We start from the raw sequence: 15,778 nt of genomic DNA, 5'->3' as shown, positions 1-15,778 counted from the left end.
TGAGGTCAGCGGCGGGCGCGCCAGCCGTCGACGCTGAAACGCCCGGCCCCCGCCGCGGCCAGCGCCAAATAGCCGCCGATGATGGCGAGGTTCTTCATGAACTGCGTCTGCTGCATCTTCATCGCCTCCGGCGGAACGTCCCAATAGCGGTGGGCGATCAGGGTTGCGACGACGGTGAAGGCTGCGACCAGCAGCGCCGCCAGCCGGGTCCAGGCGCCCAGCACGATGGCCAGCCCGCCGAACGCCTCCACCAGCGCACCGATGGGAGCGAGAATCATGGCCATCGGCACGCCCTGGCTCTCCATCCCGGCGATGAAGCCGCCGAGCGCCATCAGCTTGCCGAATCCGCTCTGCACGAAAATGGCGCCCAGCAGGACGCGTGCCGCCAGAAGCAGCGCGTCCTGTCCGGCGGTGGCGGTTCCCGCACCGGTGGCGAAGCCGCCCGGCGTCGTCGCATGGTTGGTCATCGCACTGGTCCCTTATCCCGGTTTCACTTGGAACAGGTGACGATGGCGGAAAGCCCGTTATTCCGCCAAGGGTCGCAAGAACGGCCTCAGGCGGTTTTCCACAGCGTGATGATCATGACGCCGGCCACCGTCAGGGCCGCGCCGGCCAATTGCAGCATGCCCATCGGCTCGGCCAGCACCAGATAGCCGAAGACGGCGGCGGCCACCGGGCCGATGGCGCCGCTCAGCGCCACCAGATTGGGACCGACCCGCCGCAGCGCCTCCGCCGTCATCAGCACGGGCAGCACGGTGCAGACCACCGCCATCACCGCCGACAGCCCGAAGACCGGCAGCGGCAGGTCGAGCGCCGACAAGGGCCGCAGCACGGCGAATTGCAGGATGCAACACAGGCAGGCTGCCGTCATCGCATAGGCGGTGAAGCGCATGGAGCCGATGCGCTGCACCACCCGGCTGCTGCCGACCAGATAGACCGAATAGAGGAAGGCCCCCATGAAGACCAGCCCGGCCCCGGCCATGAAATTGGGATGACCGGTCCCGACCTCCGACCACACCACCAGCGCGACGCCGGCATAGGAGACGACCAGCGCCACCACCTCGCGCAGGCCGATCCGCTTGCCCAGGAACATGGCGGACAGAATCACCACGATGGTCGGGTAGAGGAACAGCAGCAGCCGCCCCATCCCGGCGGAGACGTAGCGCAGCCCCAGGAAATCGCAGAAGCTGGCGGCGTAATAGCCGGTGATTCCGAGCCCGATGGTCAGGGCGAGGTCGCGGCCGGCGATTGGCGCCCGCTCGCCCTTCCTTGCGCCCGACCACAGGGCCATGCCGAGGAAGAACGGCAGCGCGAAGACCATGCGCAGCATGATCAGCGTCACCGGATCGACATTGTAGCGGTAGGCCAGCTTGATGATGACCGGCCGTAGGGAAAAGGCGACAACCCCGGCCACGGCAAGCCCGAGCCCGGCCAGCAGCTGGACCGGCGGCAGGACGGAAGCCGCGGCGGCGCCATCGGACGGCAGGCTGGCCTGGGATGCGCTGGTTTGGGACAAGGTGTTGGATCCGGCGATGAGAGAGGGAATGCCATTCAAGCATCCCCGCGCCCGTTTGGCTCGCGCCAAGGCCTCAGACGGCCATGCCCTCCACCCCACCCTGGATTGCACGATCCGCGACGCTGATAGTGAGGCGTCTGGACTTTCAGGCGGCGGGCGTCGCGGCGACGGCGGTGCCGCTCATCGGGGCAAGGCCGGTGAAGGCGATCCGTGCCTGCTGCCCGATGGCGATGGAATGCACGCCGGTCAAGGCGCCGGTGGACACCCATTGGCCCGCTTTCAGCGGCCGGCCGAGCCGGACCGCCATGCCCAGCGCCACCGCGACCGCGGCGGCGATGCCGCCCGGCAGCTTGGCGGCGCTGCCGACGCCGACGCTCTGCCCGTCGATCAGCACCTCGGCCCGCAGGGAATCGGCGCCTTCGATGCCACCGACGATCTCCTCGCCCACGATCAGGCCGTTGTTGTTGCCGAAGACGGCGGTCGAGGCGGTCGGCCCCAGTTCGTTGACCGGAGCCAGCGGACCGCCCGCCACCTCGACGGCGGCATGGACGGCGGCGATGAAGGCCGCGGCCTCCGCCGGGCTGTAGTCCAGCTTGTCGGCGGGAGCGTCGGCGGCGATGCGCACTGCGAACTCCGCCTCCACGGCGCCGAAACCGCCGGGAATCACCGGGAAGCTCAGCGACCCGCCATCGGCGGCCGCCACCATGCCGGCGAAGATCGGGCCGATGTAGCGCATGGCGCCCAGCGCCTCCTCCAGGGCCGGCGGCACCCGCGCCACCTTCCAGCCGGCGACCTCATCGGGCCAGGCAGCGGTCGCCGTCGCCTGGATGGCGTAGGCGGTAGCGAGATCCGCCGGCAACGGGCCGGGAAACGCGTCAAGCCCGGTCGCACTGCGGCGGGCGGCGACGAAGCGGGCGGCGGCCTCGGCGATCACCGGGTCGGCCAGGGTCGGGGCGCTCAGCCCGATGGGGTGCATGACGGTCATGACAAGGACTCTCCGCTGAGGGGCGCCGCGACTGTAACCGCCCCGGCCAATCGGGGAAAGTGCGCTGCACAAGAACACCACCTGGGAACGCCACCCGGGTCGCTTCCCGAAAGGCGGGGTGGACGGACCATCCGCTTGGGGCGACACTGGTGGCGTCCTTGCCGCGGGAGAGGCCATGCGCTCAGACACCGACGCCGCAACCAGCCAGCTGTTCCGCCGGATCGAAGCGCGGCGCGACGATTTGGTCGCGCTGACCCAGGCGTTGATCCGCATCCCCACCGTCAACCCGCCCGGCGACGTCTATACCGACTGTGCCGAGCTGATCGGCCGCCGGCTGACGGCGCGCGGCTTCACGGTGGAGTATGTGCGGGCGGAGGGCGCGGCCTGCGACAGCGACCGCTATCCCCGCACCAACGTCGTCGCCCGCATCGAAGGACCGCGGCCGGGGCCTTGCGTCCATTTCAACGGCCACATCGACGTGGTGCCGGCCGGCCAGGGCTGGACCGTCGATCCCTTCGGCGGGGTGGTGAAGGACGGCCGGGTCTATGGCCGCGGCGCCTGCGACATGAAGGGCGGCATCGCCGCCTCGATCGTCGCCGTGGAGTCACTGCTGGAGGAAGGGCTGCTGACCGCCGGCGCCCTGGAGATCTCCGGCACGGTGGACGAGGAATCGGGCGGTTACGGCGGCGTCGGCCATCTGGCGAAGCTCGGCTATTTCTCCCGGCCCCGCGTCGACCACGTCATCATTCCGGAGCCGCTGAACGTCGACCGCGTCTGCATCGGCCATCGCGGCGTCTGGTGGGCGGAGATCGAGACCAAGGGCCGCGTCGCCCATGGCTCCATGCCCTTCCTGGGCAACTGCGCGGTGCGCCATATGGGTGCCGTGCTGCACCGGATCGAGACGGAGCTGATCCCCCGGCTCGCCGCCAAGCGCACCGACATGCCGGTGGTGCCGGAGGGCGCGCGCCAGTCCACCATCAACATCAACGCCATCCACGGCGGCCAGCGCGAGGACCATGACGGACTGCCGAGCCCGATGGTGCCCGACCGCTGCCGCATGGTGATCGACCGCCGTTACCTGATCGAGGAGAACCCCGAGGCGGTCCGCGGCGAGATCGTCGCCATCCTGGAGGATCTGCGCCGCAGCCGCCCCGGTTTCGAGTACGAGCTGCGCGAGGTGCTGGCCTTCCTGCCGACGATGACCGACGCCGATGCCCCCGTGGTGCGGGCGGTGGCCGCCGCCATCGAAACCGTTCTCGGCCGCCCGGCGCAGCATGTCGTCTCGCCCGGCACCTACGACCAGAAGCACGTCGTGCGCGTCGGCCAGTTGAAGGACTGCATCGCCTACGGCCCCGGCATCCTCGACCTCGCCCACCAGCCCGACGAATGGGTCGGCATCGACGACATGGTGCACTCGGCACAGGTGATGGCGCTGGCGACGCTGGGGCTGATGGGGGGTGATGACGGGGTGCGGTTCTGACCTCATGACCCGCCTTCCGAGCGGTGAATGGAACGGAATGGAACATCCCGTGGCCGATGTTCCAAACATCGAAGATGGGATTTAATGCCTTGCTAGGTTATTAATCATTTTCGCGATACGGGTCGTATTGCAAAATTTATGTCGTGTTCGCCTTGCATCTTATGAATAACCCGGAATTTTCCCCAATTGGACACATCGACTGGATAGAAATCCAATTCCGATTCAGCCTTAAAGCTTGTGACCGGGAAAGATAGCGTTCCTGAACGGGCGCTTCCGAAACGCACTGCGGCTACCCTCTCCTCCATTCCCCTCCAATTCGATGCGGTTCATTTAATCGCCTGACTCACAGATCCAGCGTCGCTCTACGAACGTATTCATGTCGTCTGGCATGGAAGAACCGCGTGAGCGGCACTTTCCATTTGGATTAGGACATTTGGCCTATAACGCGGTGATTGGATCATGCGGATGCTGTCAAGAGGATGCGAACCCTCATTCCCTAAAATGATGGATATGATTCGAAAAAGATCTCATCAGAAAATCGAAATAAGCTTTTAGCGAATCACTCGATTTTCCTTTTTGTGCGCTAATATCAACACCGAAAATCAGGCGAGGAAACCTTGGTTCGCACTGCTTTGACCGACCTGACCATTCTGATCGTCGAAGACGAGCCTTTGATCGCGATGAGCTTGGAAGATGTGCTAAGCGACCAGGGCGCCATCTGCCTTGGCCCCGTTGGCTCGATCGACAGCGCTCTGGAAATCATCGCAGCAAACCGCTTCGACATTGCGCTGCTCGACATCAACCTGCGAGGCCAGAAGATCGATCCCGTTGCGGACCGTCTGGCTGCCGCGGGCATTCCTTTCATTTTCACCACTGGCCATGGTGAGGATGGGCTGCCCAAGTCGCACCGCCACCGTCCGGTGATCGCGAAGCCCTACAGCGACACGGCCGTGATCGACACACTGTTACAGTGCAGACCGCACAGCGACCCGGCTTCAGCGGACTTCCCTGGATGACGGGGGTCTGCTCCCGGTCGCTCCGGTCGAAACGGCACCCCTCGATGGCACATCCGATCGCTGCCCTCACTCCACCGCCACCGCATGGGCAGCGCCCTGCCTGCCCAGCAGCCGCTCAATCTCGTCGGCCGGGACGGGGCGGCTGAACAGGAAGCCCTGGTAGCTTTCGCAGGCCAAGTCGCGCAGCAACTGCAGCTGTTCCTGCGTCTCCACCCCCTCGGCGATCACCGAAAGGCCCAGGCTGCGGCCCAGCCCGACGATGGCGCGCGGGACGGAGGCGTCGCTGGCGCCGGTCGACAGGTCGTGGATGAAGGAGCGGTCGATCTTCAGCTTGTCGATCGGCAGCCGGTGCAGGTAGCTGAGGCTGGAATAGCCGGTGCCGAAATCGTCCAGCGCAATCAGAACGCCGCGCTGCTTCAACGCCCCCAGCGTCGCCGCCGCCGATTCGACATCGTCGATCAGGGTGCTTTCCGTCACCTCGACCTCCAGTTCCGGCCCGCTCAGGCCGTTGGCGTCCAGCGCACGGGCCACCTTGGCTGGCAGCTGGCCGTCGCGGAACTGGGCGCCGGAAACGTTGACCGCCACCGGGATCGACAGGTCGAGGCGCGAACGCCAGCGCCGGATCTGGGCGCAGGCCTCGAACAGCACCCAGTCGCCCATCGCCAGCACAAGCCCGGTCTCCTCCGCCACCGGCAGGAAGCGGCCGGGCAGGATCAACCCCTCCTCCGGGTGGCGCCAGCGGATCAGCGCCTCCAGCCCGACGATGCGGCCGGTCAGGGTATCGACCTGCGGCTGATAGACCAGGAACAGCTGCCCCTCGCGGATGGCGTCGCGCAGGCTTCCTTCCAAATCCATGCGCTCGCGCGATCTGGCGCCCATCTCCTTGGTGACGAAACGGAAGCCGTTCCGGCCATTTTCCTTGGCGTGGTACATGGCGATGTCGGCGCAGCGGATCAGCCCTTCCGGGTCATCGGCGTCGTCGGGATACAGGCTGATGCCGATGCTGGGCGTCACCACGAAATTCTGGCCGCCGACGGTGAAGGGGCTGGCCAGATGCGCCACCACCTTCTCCGCCACGCGCGCCGCATCCTCCGGTTCGGTCACGCGGCGCAGCACGATCAGGAACTCGTCGCCGCCCAGCCGGCCGACCGTGTCGGATTCGCGCAATCCCGACTGCAGCCGCCGGGCCACCGACCGCAGCACCTCGTCGCCGAAGCTGTGGCCCAGGCTGTCGTTGATCACCTTGAAGCGGTCGAGGTCGATGAACAGCACCGCCACCTTGCTGCCCTCGCGCCGCGCCTCGCGCAGGGCCTGGGCGATGCGGTCGAACAGCAGGACGCGGTTGGGCAGGCCGGTCAGCGCATCGAAATGCGCCAGATACTGGATATGCTGCTCCGCCCGGCGCTTCTCGCCGATGTCCTCGGCGAAGGCCAGGATGAATTTCAGTTCTTCGGTCAGGATGACGGGCTGGAAATGCAGGCTGAAATGACTGCGCCGCCCGCCCAGCACCAGCGGCTGGTCGGATTCCAGCTTGCCGCTTTCCCCCTGCAGCGCCGCTTCCAGCGCGAAGACGGACGCCTGGTCGCCGAAGCGCAGCCGCAAGTCGGTGCCCAGCAGCTCCTCCCGCACCAGCCCCGCGGCCGCGGCGAAGGCCGGGTTGCAGTCGGTCAGGAGGCCGTTCGTGCCGACCAGCGCGATCCCCAGCGGCGCCTGGGTGAACAACTGCTGCCGTTCCGCCTCCTGCAGGCGGAGCGAGGCCGTCATCTCCCCCGCCAGTTCGACCGCACGGGAATGGGTCGCCAGCATCATGCGCAGGATCAGCGACAGCGCGATGCTCAGCGCGATCCCGCTGGCAAGCAGCGCCCCCGGCACCCATTCATGGGCGGTCAGCACCCCGTCGGGCAGGCTGTCGTAGCGTACGGTCCAGACCCGGCCGCCCACCGGCAGCTCCCGCATCAGGCTGATGGCGGCCGTAGTTTCCAGCGGACGCCGGCTGCGGTAGAGCGGGAATTCCGCATCGGCCGGCGGCACGTCGTAGATCTCGATGCCGGTGTCCGGCTGCTTTTCGTCGACCAGCCCGTCCACCAGCGGACCGATCCGCACCGGGACCAGCACCACGCCGGTGAAGGAGGCCTGCCGCGCTTCCAGCGACGGCGGCAGCGGATCGCCGCGATAGGTCGCCTGATAAAGGATGAAGGCAGGCTTCGCCCCCGCCGCCTCGTCGATCTTCAGAGTGATCGCGCGGGTGGCGGCCGGCTCGCCGCTGTCGCGCGCCCGCTCGATGGTGGAGCGCCGCGTCGCTTCCGACATCATGTCGAAGCCGATCGCCCGCACATTCGCCTCGTCGACCGGGGCGGTGAAGATGTTGACCACCCGCTCCGCCCCCGCACTCTCGGGCCAGATGCGGAAATTCGTCAGGCCGGCCGCGCGCATCGCCGCCACCAGTTCGCCGGAACGGGTGGCCGGCACGGCGCGGGCATAGGCGACGGAAATGATGCCGGGATAGCGCCGCGGCATGTCCAGCGCCTCGACGAAGCGGTTCCACTGCGTCCAATGCAGGTCGGGGAAGGTCATCACCAGCGACGCGGCGCTGCGGGCGACCTGCTGATAGACCTGCAGCCGGTCGGCCAGCTGGCCGTGAATCTCCTCGGCCCGCGTGGCGAAGCGATGCTCCTCCTCGCGGGTCAGCAGGCGGTCGGATTGGAGCATCGCCAGCACGGACAGGCCGCAACCGGCAATCAAAGCCAGAATGGGTATGATGGCCGGCAATGGCAGATTGCGCAGGAAGCGACGGAAGGAGGGTTCCGGGCGGGAGGCCGGCGGGCGGTCCGCAGGTTGATCGACTGCGGGATCGGCTGCCGGTTCCGCCATCAGAACTCCTCTAGGATTTTGGGACTGGTCAGCAGCAGCGTTTCGATCATGCCCAGGATCTGCTCGATCTTGCTGCGGGTCGCATCGAGTTCGTCGGCGGTCTTGTCGTCGATGCCCGCTTCCATCAGCATCGTGTCGAAGGTGTGCAGGGTTTCGTTGAAGGCCTTCTGCTCCGCCACCAGCACGTCGAAGGCGCCCAGCGAGGACGTCAGGGCCAGCGGCGGGTCGCTGACGAAGGAATGGCTGATGTCGGTGAAGATGGCGATGGCGCTCAGCTTCTGCCGGAGAACCCATTGCGGGAAATTCGGCGGCAGCTCCTTCCCGGCAGCCTCCAGCCTTTCCTGGATCGAGAAGATCAGCCCCTGGATGTCCAGATAGGCCGCGCGGATCTCGCGGAAGCGCGGAAAGGTCTTCGGCTTTCCCGCGGCGCGCAGCCGGCCCAGGGCGGCGATGTCTTCCGTCAGCTTCCGGGACATCCGAAGCACGACGTCCGTCACCTTCGACATCACACCTCTCCGCTCAACGGCCTGCCCTCGCGCATCCTTGCCGGGCCGCCCTTAGCTCGCCCGCCTATGTCGGCCAGCCTACACCAGAACCTGCCCCGATCGTTAGTGTTACCGGCCGGTCGGAAGTCGCCTTCAGAACCCGACCGCGGCGGCCGGCGTCGGGCCGTTCTCCAGCCCGGCCTTGTCGAGCGTGTCGAGCAGGTCGATGACGTCCTTGGACGCACGCTCGACCTCCGCCACCTCGGCAAGCGCACGGTCGATGTCGCCGGCCAGGAAGGCGCGGGCGGCGGCCTTGCCGTGGTCGTGGACCAGCCGGTGCGGAGCCTCCAGCCGGACGAAGGCGGAATGCGCGCGGTAGCCCATCGAGGACGGACCGTAATACCATTTGCCAAGCCGGCAGGCCTCGTGGCTCGCCAGTTCGTCGGGGCGCAGGGTCTCCAGCCCGACCAGCATGTCGGCCAGCCGCTTCTTCCAGATGACGTGGTCGACCTTGGCGATCTTCACGATCTTGCCGGGGATGTCCTGCTCCATCAGTTGGGTCAGCTGGTTGCCCAGCAGGGTCTCCACGCCGCGCGTCGCCTGGACGCTGCGCAGGATGGCGGCGCTGTTGGACGCGCTGCTTTCGGCGATGCGCGCGGTTCCGGAGGCCACCTGATTGGCGGCGGCGGACTGCTGGGTCAGGATGCTGGCGATGTCGGACATGCGCTGTTCGGTGCGGCCGATATGGTCGCCGATGTCGGCCATGCGTTCGCTGACCTCGCGGATCGCCTGCTGGCCGGCAGAGACGGCGCGGGTGCCGTCCTCCATGGATGCGACGATGGCGCCCATTTCCGCCTTCAGCGCGTCGATGCGCAGGCGGATGTCTTCCGTGGCGCGGGCGGTCTGGTTGGACAGGTTCTTCACCTCGCTCGCCACCACGGCGAAGCCCTTGCCGGCCTCCCCCGCCCGCGCCGCCTCGATGGTCGCGTTCAGGGCCAGAAGGTTGGTCTGCTTGGCGATCGCCTCGATGGTGGAGACGATCTCCGCAATGCGTTCGGAGGCGACCGACAACTCGCCGACCCGCGTCGCCGCCCCATCCACCGCGGTGGCGATCTGTTCCATGCGGGCGACCGCCTGCTGAACGGTGTGGCCGCCGTCGGCGGTCACCGACCGCGCCTCCCCGGCAAGCGCCGCGACGTCGCGGCTGCGCGCCCAGATCTCCTGGATACCGGTCACCGTCTCCTCGGTCGCGGCGGCGATGCCCTGGGATTCGTGATCGACCGCGCGCAGTTGCCCGACCATCTGGGCGTTGGCGACCGCCGCGTCGTTGATGCCCATCGCCACATCGATGGTGCGGTCCATCAGCGCCGCGGCGAAGTCGCCCAGCGGCCGCCCGCTTTCGGCGCCACCGGCGGTTCCGGCAGCCGACAGGCCGTAGCCCGCCAGGGTCCGGTCCATGTCGAACGACACCGCGCGGGCAACCGCCGCCACCGCCCGCCGCGCGGTGGCCGGGCGCCAGCGCAGCGCGCCCTGCACCAGGGCCAGCAGGTCGCTCAGCACAACGCCATAGGCGCCGATGTACCAGGACGGCTCCAGCCCGATGCGCAGGTGCGCCTCCCCGGCCGCCCGGCAGCGGGCCTCATGCGCCGGCGAACCGGCCTCCTGGAACATCAGGCGCCAGTGATCGGCCTGCAGCCGCTTCAGCCGGGGCAGGTCGCCGTGGGCGTCCAGCAGCTTGCGGGTCTCCGGCCATCGCGAGAGGTGGGCGTAGAAGCGCTCGGACAGGTCGGGCAGGCTGCGGTCGATCAGCCGCCCCATGCTCGCCAGCAGTCCGCGTTCCTCCGCCTCAAGCCCGAAGAAACCCGCGTCCGCCCGAAGTGCCCGCCCATCAGCCGCCATGTCGCCCATCCACACCATTGATGCGGCATACGCACAATCAGCGCGAAGCCGCGATGCATCCGGCGACAGTTATATGACAATTATCGTAAATGGCAACCTTTGGCCGGCCGTAATGGATCAAAGGATCGGCAAAGGACCATGCATAATGGTCGCACCTGCCTCCTCATCAGGCATCTCTGCGACGCCGGACCGTCTACAGAGGCCACATTCCGGGAGTAATCATTTGTCTGCGAATGATTGAATGGCTTCTGCGATCAGGCCGCTGAGGGGCAAAGCGTTGGACGGGTGCGGCACGCCATCGCAGGACAGCGGGCGGCCGAGCCCTTCCGCCGCGAAGCGCCCGGCGACGGTGTCGTTGAACAGGGCATGGACGCCGTACACCTGCACCGTGTCGGCCCCTAGCACCCGCGCGGCCCGCGCGCAGGAGAAGATCGTCTCGCCGGAGCTGATCACGTCGTCGACGATCACCACCGGGCGGCCATGGATCGGCGCATCGGGCGGCAGCGCCACCGTCACGTCGCGGTCGCCGCGCCGTTCCTTGCGCCCGACCACGCCGGTCAGGCCGAGCGCGCCGGCCACCGCCTCCACCAGCGGGGCGGACTCCTCGTCGGGGCCGACGATCACCGTGCCGGGCGCCACGCCGGCGGCGCGCAGATGGTCGGCGATCGGCGCGGCCCCGCTCAGCGCGATGGAGGGGCGGCCGACGAACACCTCGTCCAGCGTGTGGGTGCGGTGCAGGTGCGGCTCGACGCAGACGAACCGGTCGAAGCAGCGGCCGAGCCACTCCCCGACCACCGTCTGGCTGACCGGCTCGCCCGGCCTGAAGATGGCGTCTTGGCGCATGTAGGCCATGTAGGGCGCCACCAGGCAGAGGTCGGTCGCCCCCTGGCGCCGCAGCACAGAGGAGGCGAGCGTCAGTTCCACCAGCTTGTCGTTCGGGCGGTCGAGCGAGCGGTAGACGATGGCGCGCTCGACCGGCTCGGGCAGGCGGACGAGGCTCTCGCCGTCGGGAAAGCGGTGCAGCTCGGCGATGTGGCAGGGGATGTCCAGCGCCTGGGCCAGCCGGCGCGCCGCGTCCGCCGACTCCGGGAACCCGTAGACGGCCGTGTAGTTGCCCGTATTGCGGGGCATGCCCTTTCTCCCTCTACCACCTTGGATGCCGGCAAGCTTGGCGCAGGCGGCGTGGCCGGGTCAATGATGGCAAAAGGCGGACGCTGCGGCCGCCTGCCCCGTCTTGTCGGACTATGCCTTCTCTTCCCCGCCCTTGTCGGTCTCCGCCTCGTCCGCGTCGGAGGCGGCGGGATCGACATGGATGCTCTCGGCCTTGCGCGCCAGCCATTGGAAGGCGCCCAGCCCGACCACCAGCAGCGTGACCACCCCCAGCAGCATCACCGGATAGACGATGGCGGAGATCTCGCTGGTGCGCGCCTCGAACACCAGGACGAGGCCCTCCAGGCTGGCGGCGATGATGATGGTGGTCAGGAACTTGGTCAGGGTGCGGCGGGCCTCGTCGGCGCGGCGCAGTTCGCGTTCGCGGACGATCTCCTCCTCGTAGAGGTATTTGGCGATCTCGAAGACGGCGATGGCCAGCACGATCATCCCGACCCCTTCCAGCATGGCCGAGGTCAGCGCGTGGCTGTCCAGCGCCACCATCCCCTCCACGACGGTCAGGGCCGACAGGCCGATGAACAGCAGGGCGAACAGGCTGAGCGTCACCGCCGCCAGCAGATACATGCCGCGCGCCGCCGTTTGGAACATTACCTTTTCCTTCCCGATCCGAAACTGGTCCTTGGCAGTGACAACGCGCGGGACGCCCGGTCCGCCCGGCCGGCTCCATGGATTCGTCGACGCTGCCGGAGAACCTCTTTAGAGTGCCGCCACTCCGCCGCCCGCAGTCCGGTTTTCCGAACCATGACCTTGCCGCCCTCCCCCGCTCCCACCCACACCCCCGTCATGGCCAGCGCCGCCTATTGCGACGGCCGGCGCATCGCCGACGTGCCGGTCGCGGAGGCGGGATCCTGGGCCGCGAAGGACGGCCATTTCGTCTGGATCGGCCTGTGGGAACCGGACGAGGCGCTGCTGATGGAGGTGAAACGCCAGTTCGGCCTGCACGAACTGGCGGTGGAGGACGCGCTGCACGCCCACCAGCGCCCGAAGGTGGAAGTCTATGGCGACAGCCTGTTCATGGTCCTGCGCACCGCCCGGCTGGAACAGGGGGAACTGGTGCTGGGCGAAACCCATGTCTTCGCCGGGCGCGGCTATGTCGTCACCGTGCGCCACGGCGCATCGACCAGCTATTCGCCGGTGCGTGCGCGGGCGGAGAGCGCGCCGCATCTGCTGAAGCATGGCGAGGACTTCGTCGTCTACACCGTGATGGACTATGTGGTGGACTGCTATGTTCCCGTCCTCGACCAGATGGCGGCGATGGTGGAGGAGTTGGACGCCCAGCTGATCGCCCGCCCGCCCAGAACTGCGGAGATCGAGCGCATCCACCAGCTGCGCCGCGATCTGGAGCGGCTGCGCCGCAACGCCTCGCCCCTGCTGGAGGTCTGTTCGCGGCTGGATCGCTTCGACCTGCCGATGATCGACCCGGCGATCCGCCCCTATTACCGCGACGTGCAGGACCATGTGATCCGCGTCAACGATCAGATCGCATCGCTGCGCGAGGTGCTGTCCTTCGCCTTCGAAACCAGTATGATCCTGGCCGCCGCACGGCAGAACGACGTGACGCGCAAGCTGGCCGCCTGGGCCGCCATCCTCGCGGTGCCGACGGCCATCGCCGGCCTCTACGGCATGAACTTCGAGCATATGCCGGAGCTTCACTGGCGGTACGGCTACCCGGCGGTGCTTGCCGTGATCGCCGCCGTCTGCGTCGGCCTGTATATCCGCTTCCGGCGGACGGGTTGGCTTTGACGCTGCCGCGGCGGGGTGACTTCCCGGCCAAGGTGCCCTTTAGGAATATTCAGACCATGAGCGACGCAAAGAACACGCTGCACGCCCTGCTGGACGCCTATCTGCGCTGCCCGGTGGACGCGGCGCGGAGCGAGCTGGAACAGGCGCTCCGCAGCTATCAGACCGACTGGATCCGCGCCCATGCCGGGGCCGACGCCCCGCCCCTGCCGGCGGCCGCTCCCGCCTCGACGCCAGCCGCGGTGGCGAAACCGCTGACGCCCAAGCCGCGCTTCCCCATCGCGTCGGCCGACCTGGAGGTGCTGAAGCGCCTTGCCGACGGCTGGCCCGGCACCACAGCCGAGGTGGCGCGCTGGGCCTGGTTCGAGAACCGGGAGCTGGTGGCGCTGGAAACCAATCCGGCCGGCAAGGGGCCGGAAATGCTGCGCCTGACTCCGCTGGGCTGGGCCGCCATCGGCCGCCTGCCGCCCGACTGAGCCGGCGGTCCCCGGTCAATTCACCTGGGGCAGCGAGAAGATCTGGCCGGGATAGATCAGGTCCGGGTCGCGGATCTGCTCGCGGTTGGCGGTGTAGATGGTGGTGTAGAGCATGCCGTCGCCATAGGTGCGGCGGGCCAGCCGCCATAGGCTGTTGCCGGGCTGGACGACGATGCTGCGCCCGTCGGTGGCCCCGGCGGGCAAGGCGGAGACCTGGACCGGCAGTTCGGCCCGCGCCACCACCTTGCCGGACTGGGTGACCTGATCGGCGCGCAGGGTGTAGACGCCGGGATCGATCAGCTTTTCCGGGATCAGGCGCCAGCCGCCCTTGGGATCGGTGTGGGCGCTGCCGACCAGGATGTTGTCGAGATAGAGCTGCACCGCGCTGTTGGGCGCGGCCCGCCCGCCCAGCGCCACGCGGCCGGCAGGATCATAGTCCATCGTCTCCACCGACACGCCGCCCGGCGGCGGCGGCGCGCCGTTGGCCGGCACCGGCGGAGCCTGCAGAACCGAGCTGCCGCCCATGGATGCCGGCGCGCCGCCCAACCCGTCGCGCGGAACCGCTACGGCGACGGCGGTGCCCTGTGACGCCAAGTCGGTCGCGGTGCCCTGGGTCGCAGTGGTCTGTTCGGCCGTGGGCTTGGCTGCCGGGTCGGGCACCATAACCACGACCACCTTGTCGGCCGGCACCGGCGTGTCGGAGCCGGGGCGGGCCTCGCTCAGGTTCAGTTCGCGCGTGCCGGGGGCCAGTGGCTTGTCGGGCAGCATCACCCATTCGCCGCGCTGGTCGGCCTTGGTTGTGGCGACCGGGGTGCCGCCGTCGGTGACCGTCACCTGCGATCCCGGCGCCGCGCGGCCGGCCATCACCGTCGCCCCGTCCGGTGCGACCCGAACCACGTCGAAGCTGGGCACCGCGGGAGCCGCGGGAGCCGCCGGCTGGGTCGTCGCCGGCGAGGCGGTGGCACGAACGGCGGGAGCCGACACCGCCGGAACCGGCGCCTGCACAGGACCTCCGGCCGGCCACAGGGCAACCGCCGCCGCCCCACCCGTCAGAGCCACGCCCAAAGCTGCGAACAACGCGTTTCGTTTCACTGAGCACCCATCCGGCGGCCCGCCACCACGGCAGGATGGGCAACTATAGCAGAAGGACAGGTGCCAAAAGAATGGCGCCGTTGGAGCATTCCCATCGGCCAATCGGCATCGATTGCCTCCTAAGATCAGAATTCGGGCGAGAATCGGGTGGAGTCACTCCTTCGCCGGCACGGTCTTCAAATAGGCGGCGATGGCGGCGCGGTCTTCGGCCGTCAGTTTGGAGGTGCTGTTGCGCACCACCTCGCCCATCGCACCGCCGACGACGTCGCCTTCCGGGGTCAATCCGGTCTCCAGCAGCAGGGTCAGGTCGCCGTCGGACCAGTCGCCGATCCCCTTGCTCTCGGCGCTGGTGATCCCCGGCACCTTGTCGCCGTCCGGGCCGTCCGGGTTGCCGGCCAGATAGCGGTCGGCGTCCATGCCGCCCATCAGGGTGCGCGGGCTGTGGCATTCGCCGCAATGGCCGAGCGCATCGACCAGATAGCGCCCGCGATTCCAGGCCGGCGGCTGGGCCGGGTCGTCGGGCACCGGGCCGGGGGTCAGATACATCCACTGCCAGACCGGCAGCAGGAAGCGCCAGGAGAAGGGCGGCGTCAGGTCGTGCGGCTTGTTCGGGGCCGCGACCGCCGGCCGGTTGAACAGATACGCCTTCAGGTCCAGCAGGTCGCGGTCGGTCATCCGCGTGTAGCTGGCATAGGGAAAGGCGGGAAACAGTGCGGCGCCGTCGGGCCGCACGCCTTCGCGGAAGGCGCGGATGAAGTCGGCGTCGCTCCAGCGGCCGATGCCGGTCTCCGGGTCCGGCGTGATGTTGGGGGTGTGGAAGGTGCCGAAGGGGGTTTCCAGCGCCCGCCCGCCGGCCAGTGGCGCCCCGCCCGCCTTCTCGTTGCTGTGGCAGCCGAGGCAGCCCGCAGCATGGAATATGTAGGCACCGCGGGTCACCGCATCGCCGGCGGCCGCGTCGCCCGCCGACGCCCCGTCCGCGGCCAGCGCACCGCCGCCCGCGACGGCGAACGGCAACAGAATCGCGGCGGCGGTCAGGTCGCGCCGCATC

The 15,778-nt window shown here is 68.4% G+C and carries 14 protein-coding genes; 4 read left to right on the top strand and 10 right to left on the bottom strand.

What is annotated here, in order from left to right:
* Positions 1 to 5: 5 nt before the first annotated feature.
* The 3 genes from J2Y49_RS19255 to J2Y49_RS19245 form a co-directional block, all read right to left on the bottom strand.
* A complete protein-coding gene (locus tag J2Y49_RS19255; RefSeq protein ID WP_310116489.1) occupies positions 6 to 467 on the bottom strand; it encodes a DoxX family protein in 462 nt (153 codons plus the stop codon).
* Positions 468 to 553: 86 nt separating this feature from the next.
* On the bottom strand, positions 554 to 1,516 hold the full coding sequence (locus tag J2Y49_RS19250) for a DMT family transporter (protein ID WP_310116488.1): 963 nt from the start codon (positions 1,514 to 1,516) through the stop codon (positions 554 to 556).
* A gap of 145 nt (positions 1,517 to 1,661) precedes the next feature.
* Positions 1,662 to 2,501 carry a 2-keto-4-pentenoate hydratase gene (locus tag J2Y49_RS19245; RefSeq protein WP_310116487.1) on the bottom strand — a complete coding sequence of 280 codons (840 nt, stop codon included), beginning with the start codon at positions 2,499 to 2,501 and terminating at the stop codon, positions 1,662 to 1,664.
* A gap of 175 nt (positions 2,502 to 2,676) precedes the next feature.
* On the opposite strand from J2Y49_RS19245, the gene J2Y49_RS19240 reads away from it, so the two are divergent.
* Both J2Y49_RS19240 and J2Y49_RS19235 read left to right on the top strand, forming a co-directional pair.
* On the top strand, positions 2,677 to 3,981 hold the full coding sequence (locus tag J2Y49_RS19240) for an acetylornithine deacetylase/succinyl-diaminopimelate desuccinylase family protein (RefSeq protein WP_310116486.1): 1,305 nt from the start codon (positions 2,677 to 2,679) through the stop codon (positions 3,979 to 3,981).
* A 632-nt stretch (positions 3,982 to 4,613) separates the two neighbouring features.
* A complete protein-coding gene (locus J2Y49_RS19235) occupies positions 4,614 to 4,997 on the top strand; it encodes a response regulator (RefSeq protein ID WP_310116484.1) in 384 nt (127 codons plus the stop codon).
* A gap of 66 nt (positions 4,998 to 5,063) precedes the next feature.
* Here the strand turns inward: J2Y49_RS19235 and J2Y49_RS19230 are convergent, their stop codons facing one another.
* From J2Y49_RS19230 to J2Y49_RS19210, 5 genes are all read right to left on the bottom strand, one after another.
* Positions 5,064 to 7,868 carry an EAL domain-containing protein gene (locus J2Y49_RS19230; protein WP_310116483.1) on the bottom strand — a complete coding sequence of 935 codons (2,805 nt, stop codon included), beginning with the start codon at positions 7,866 to 7,868 and terminating at the stop codon, positions 5,064 to 5,066.
* Entirely contained in the window at positions 7,868 to 8,374 is a 507-nt protein-coding gene (locus tag J2Y49_RS19225) for a hypothetical protein (protein WP_149222605.1), read from the bottom strand. The genes J2Y49_RS19230 and J2Y49_RS19225 overlap by 1 nt, the downstream gene beginning before the upstream one ends.
* A gap of 132 nt (positions 8,375 to 8,506) precedes the next feature.
* A complete protein-coding gene (locus tag J2Y49_RS19220) occupies positions 8,507 to 10,252 on the bottom strand; it encodes a methyl-accepting chemotaxis protein (protein ID WP_310116481.1) in 1,746 nt (581 codons plus the stop codon).
* A 219-nt stretch (positions 10,253 to 10,471) separates the two neighbouring features.
* The gene (prs, locus tag J2Y49_RS19215; protein WP_310116479.1) at positions 10,472 to 11,383 is read right to left on the bottom strand and encodes a ribose-phosphate diphosphokinase; all 912 of its coding nucleotides are present in this window, start codon (positions 11,381 to 11,383) and stop codon (positions 10,472 to 10,474) included.
* Positions 11,384 to 11,494: 111 nt separating this feature from the next.
* On the bottom strand, positions 11,495 to 12,010 hold the full coding sequence (locus tag J2Y49_RS19210) for a hypothetical protein (RefSeq protein WP_310116477.1): 516 nt from the start codon (positions 12,008 to 12,010) through the stop codon (positions 11,495 to 11,497).
* Positions 12,011 to 12,163: 153 nt separating this feature from the next.
* Between J2Y49_RS19210 and corA the strand changes: the two genes are divergently transcribed.
* On the top strand, positions 12,164 to 13,165 hold the full coding sequence (gene corA / locus J2Y49_RS19205; protein ID WP_310116475.1) for a magnesium/cobalt transporter CorA: 1,002 nt from the start codon (positions 12,164 to 12,166) through the stop codon (positions 13,163 to 13,165).
* Positions 13,166 to 13,221: 56 nt separating this feature from the next.
* Entirely contained in the window at positions 13,222 to 13,638 is a 417-nt protein-coding gene (locus J2Y49_RS19200; protein WP_310116474.1) for a hypothetical protein, read from the top strand.
* Positions 13,639 to 13,653: 15 nt separating this feature from the next.
* Here the strand turns inward: J2Y49_RS19200 and J2Y49_RS19195 are convergent, their stop codons facing one another.
* Together J2Y49_RS19195 and J2Y49_RS19190 are read right to left on the bottom strand one after the other, a co-directional pair.
* Complete coding sequence (locus J2Y49_RS19195) at positions 13,654 to 14,643, bottom strand: LysM peptidoglycan-binding domain-containing protein (RefSeq protein WP_310116473.1); 990 nt, start codon at positions 14,641 to 14,643, stop codon at positions 13,654 to 13,656.
* 240 nt (positions 14,644 to 14,883) lie between these two features.
* Positions 14,884 to 15,777, bottom strand: coding sequence for a cytochrome c (locus J2Y49_RS19190; protein ID WP_310116472.1), 894 nt, complete (start codon positions 15,775 to 15,777; stop codon positions 14,884 to 14,886).
* Position 15,778 lies beyond the last annotated feature (1 nt).

Origin of the sequence: Azospirillum sp. BE72, assembly GCF_031455875.1 — a bacterium.
GTDB lineage: Bacteria > Pseudomonadota > Alphaproteobacteria > Azospirillales > Azospirillaceae > Azospirillum.
Note: the sequence above shows the minus strand (reverse complement) of the source record. Positions and strands in the feature narration are given on the sequence as shown.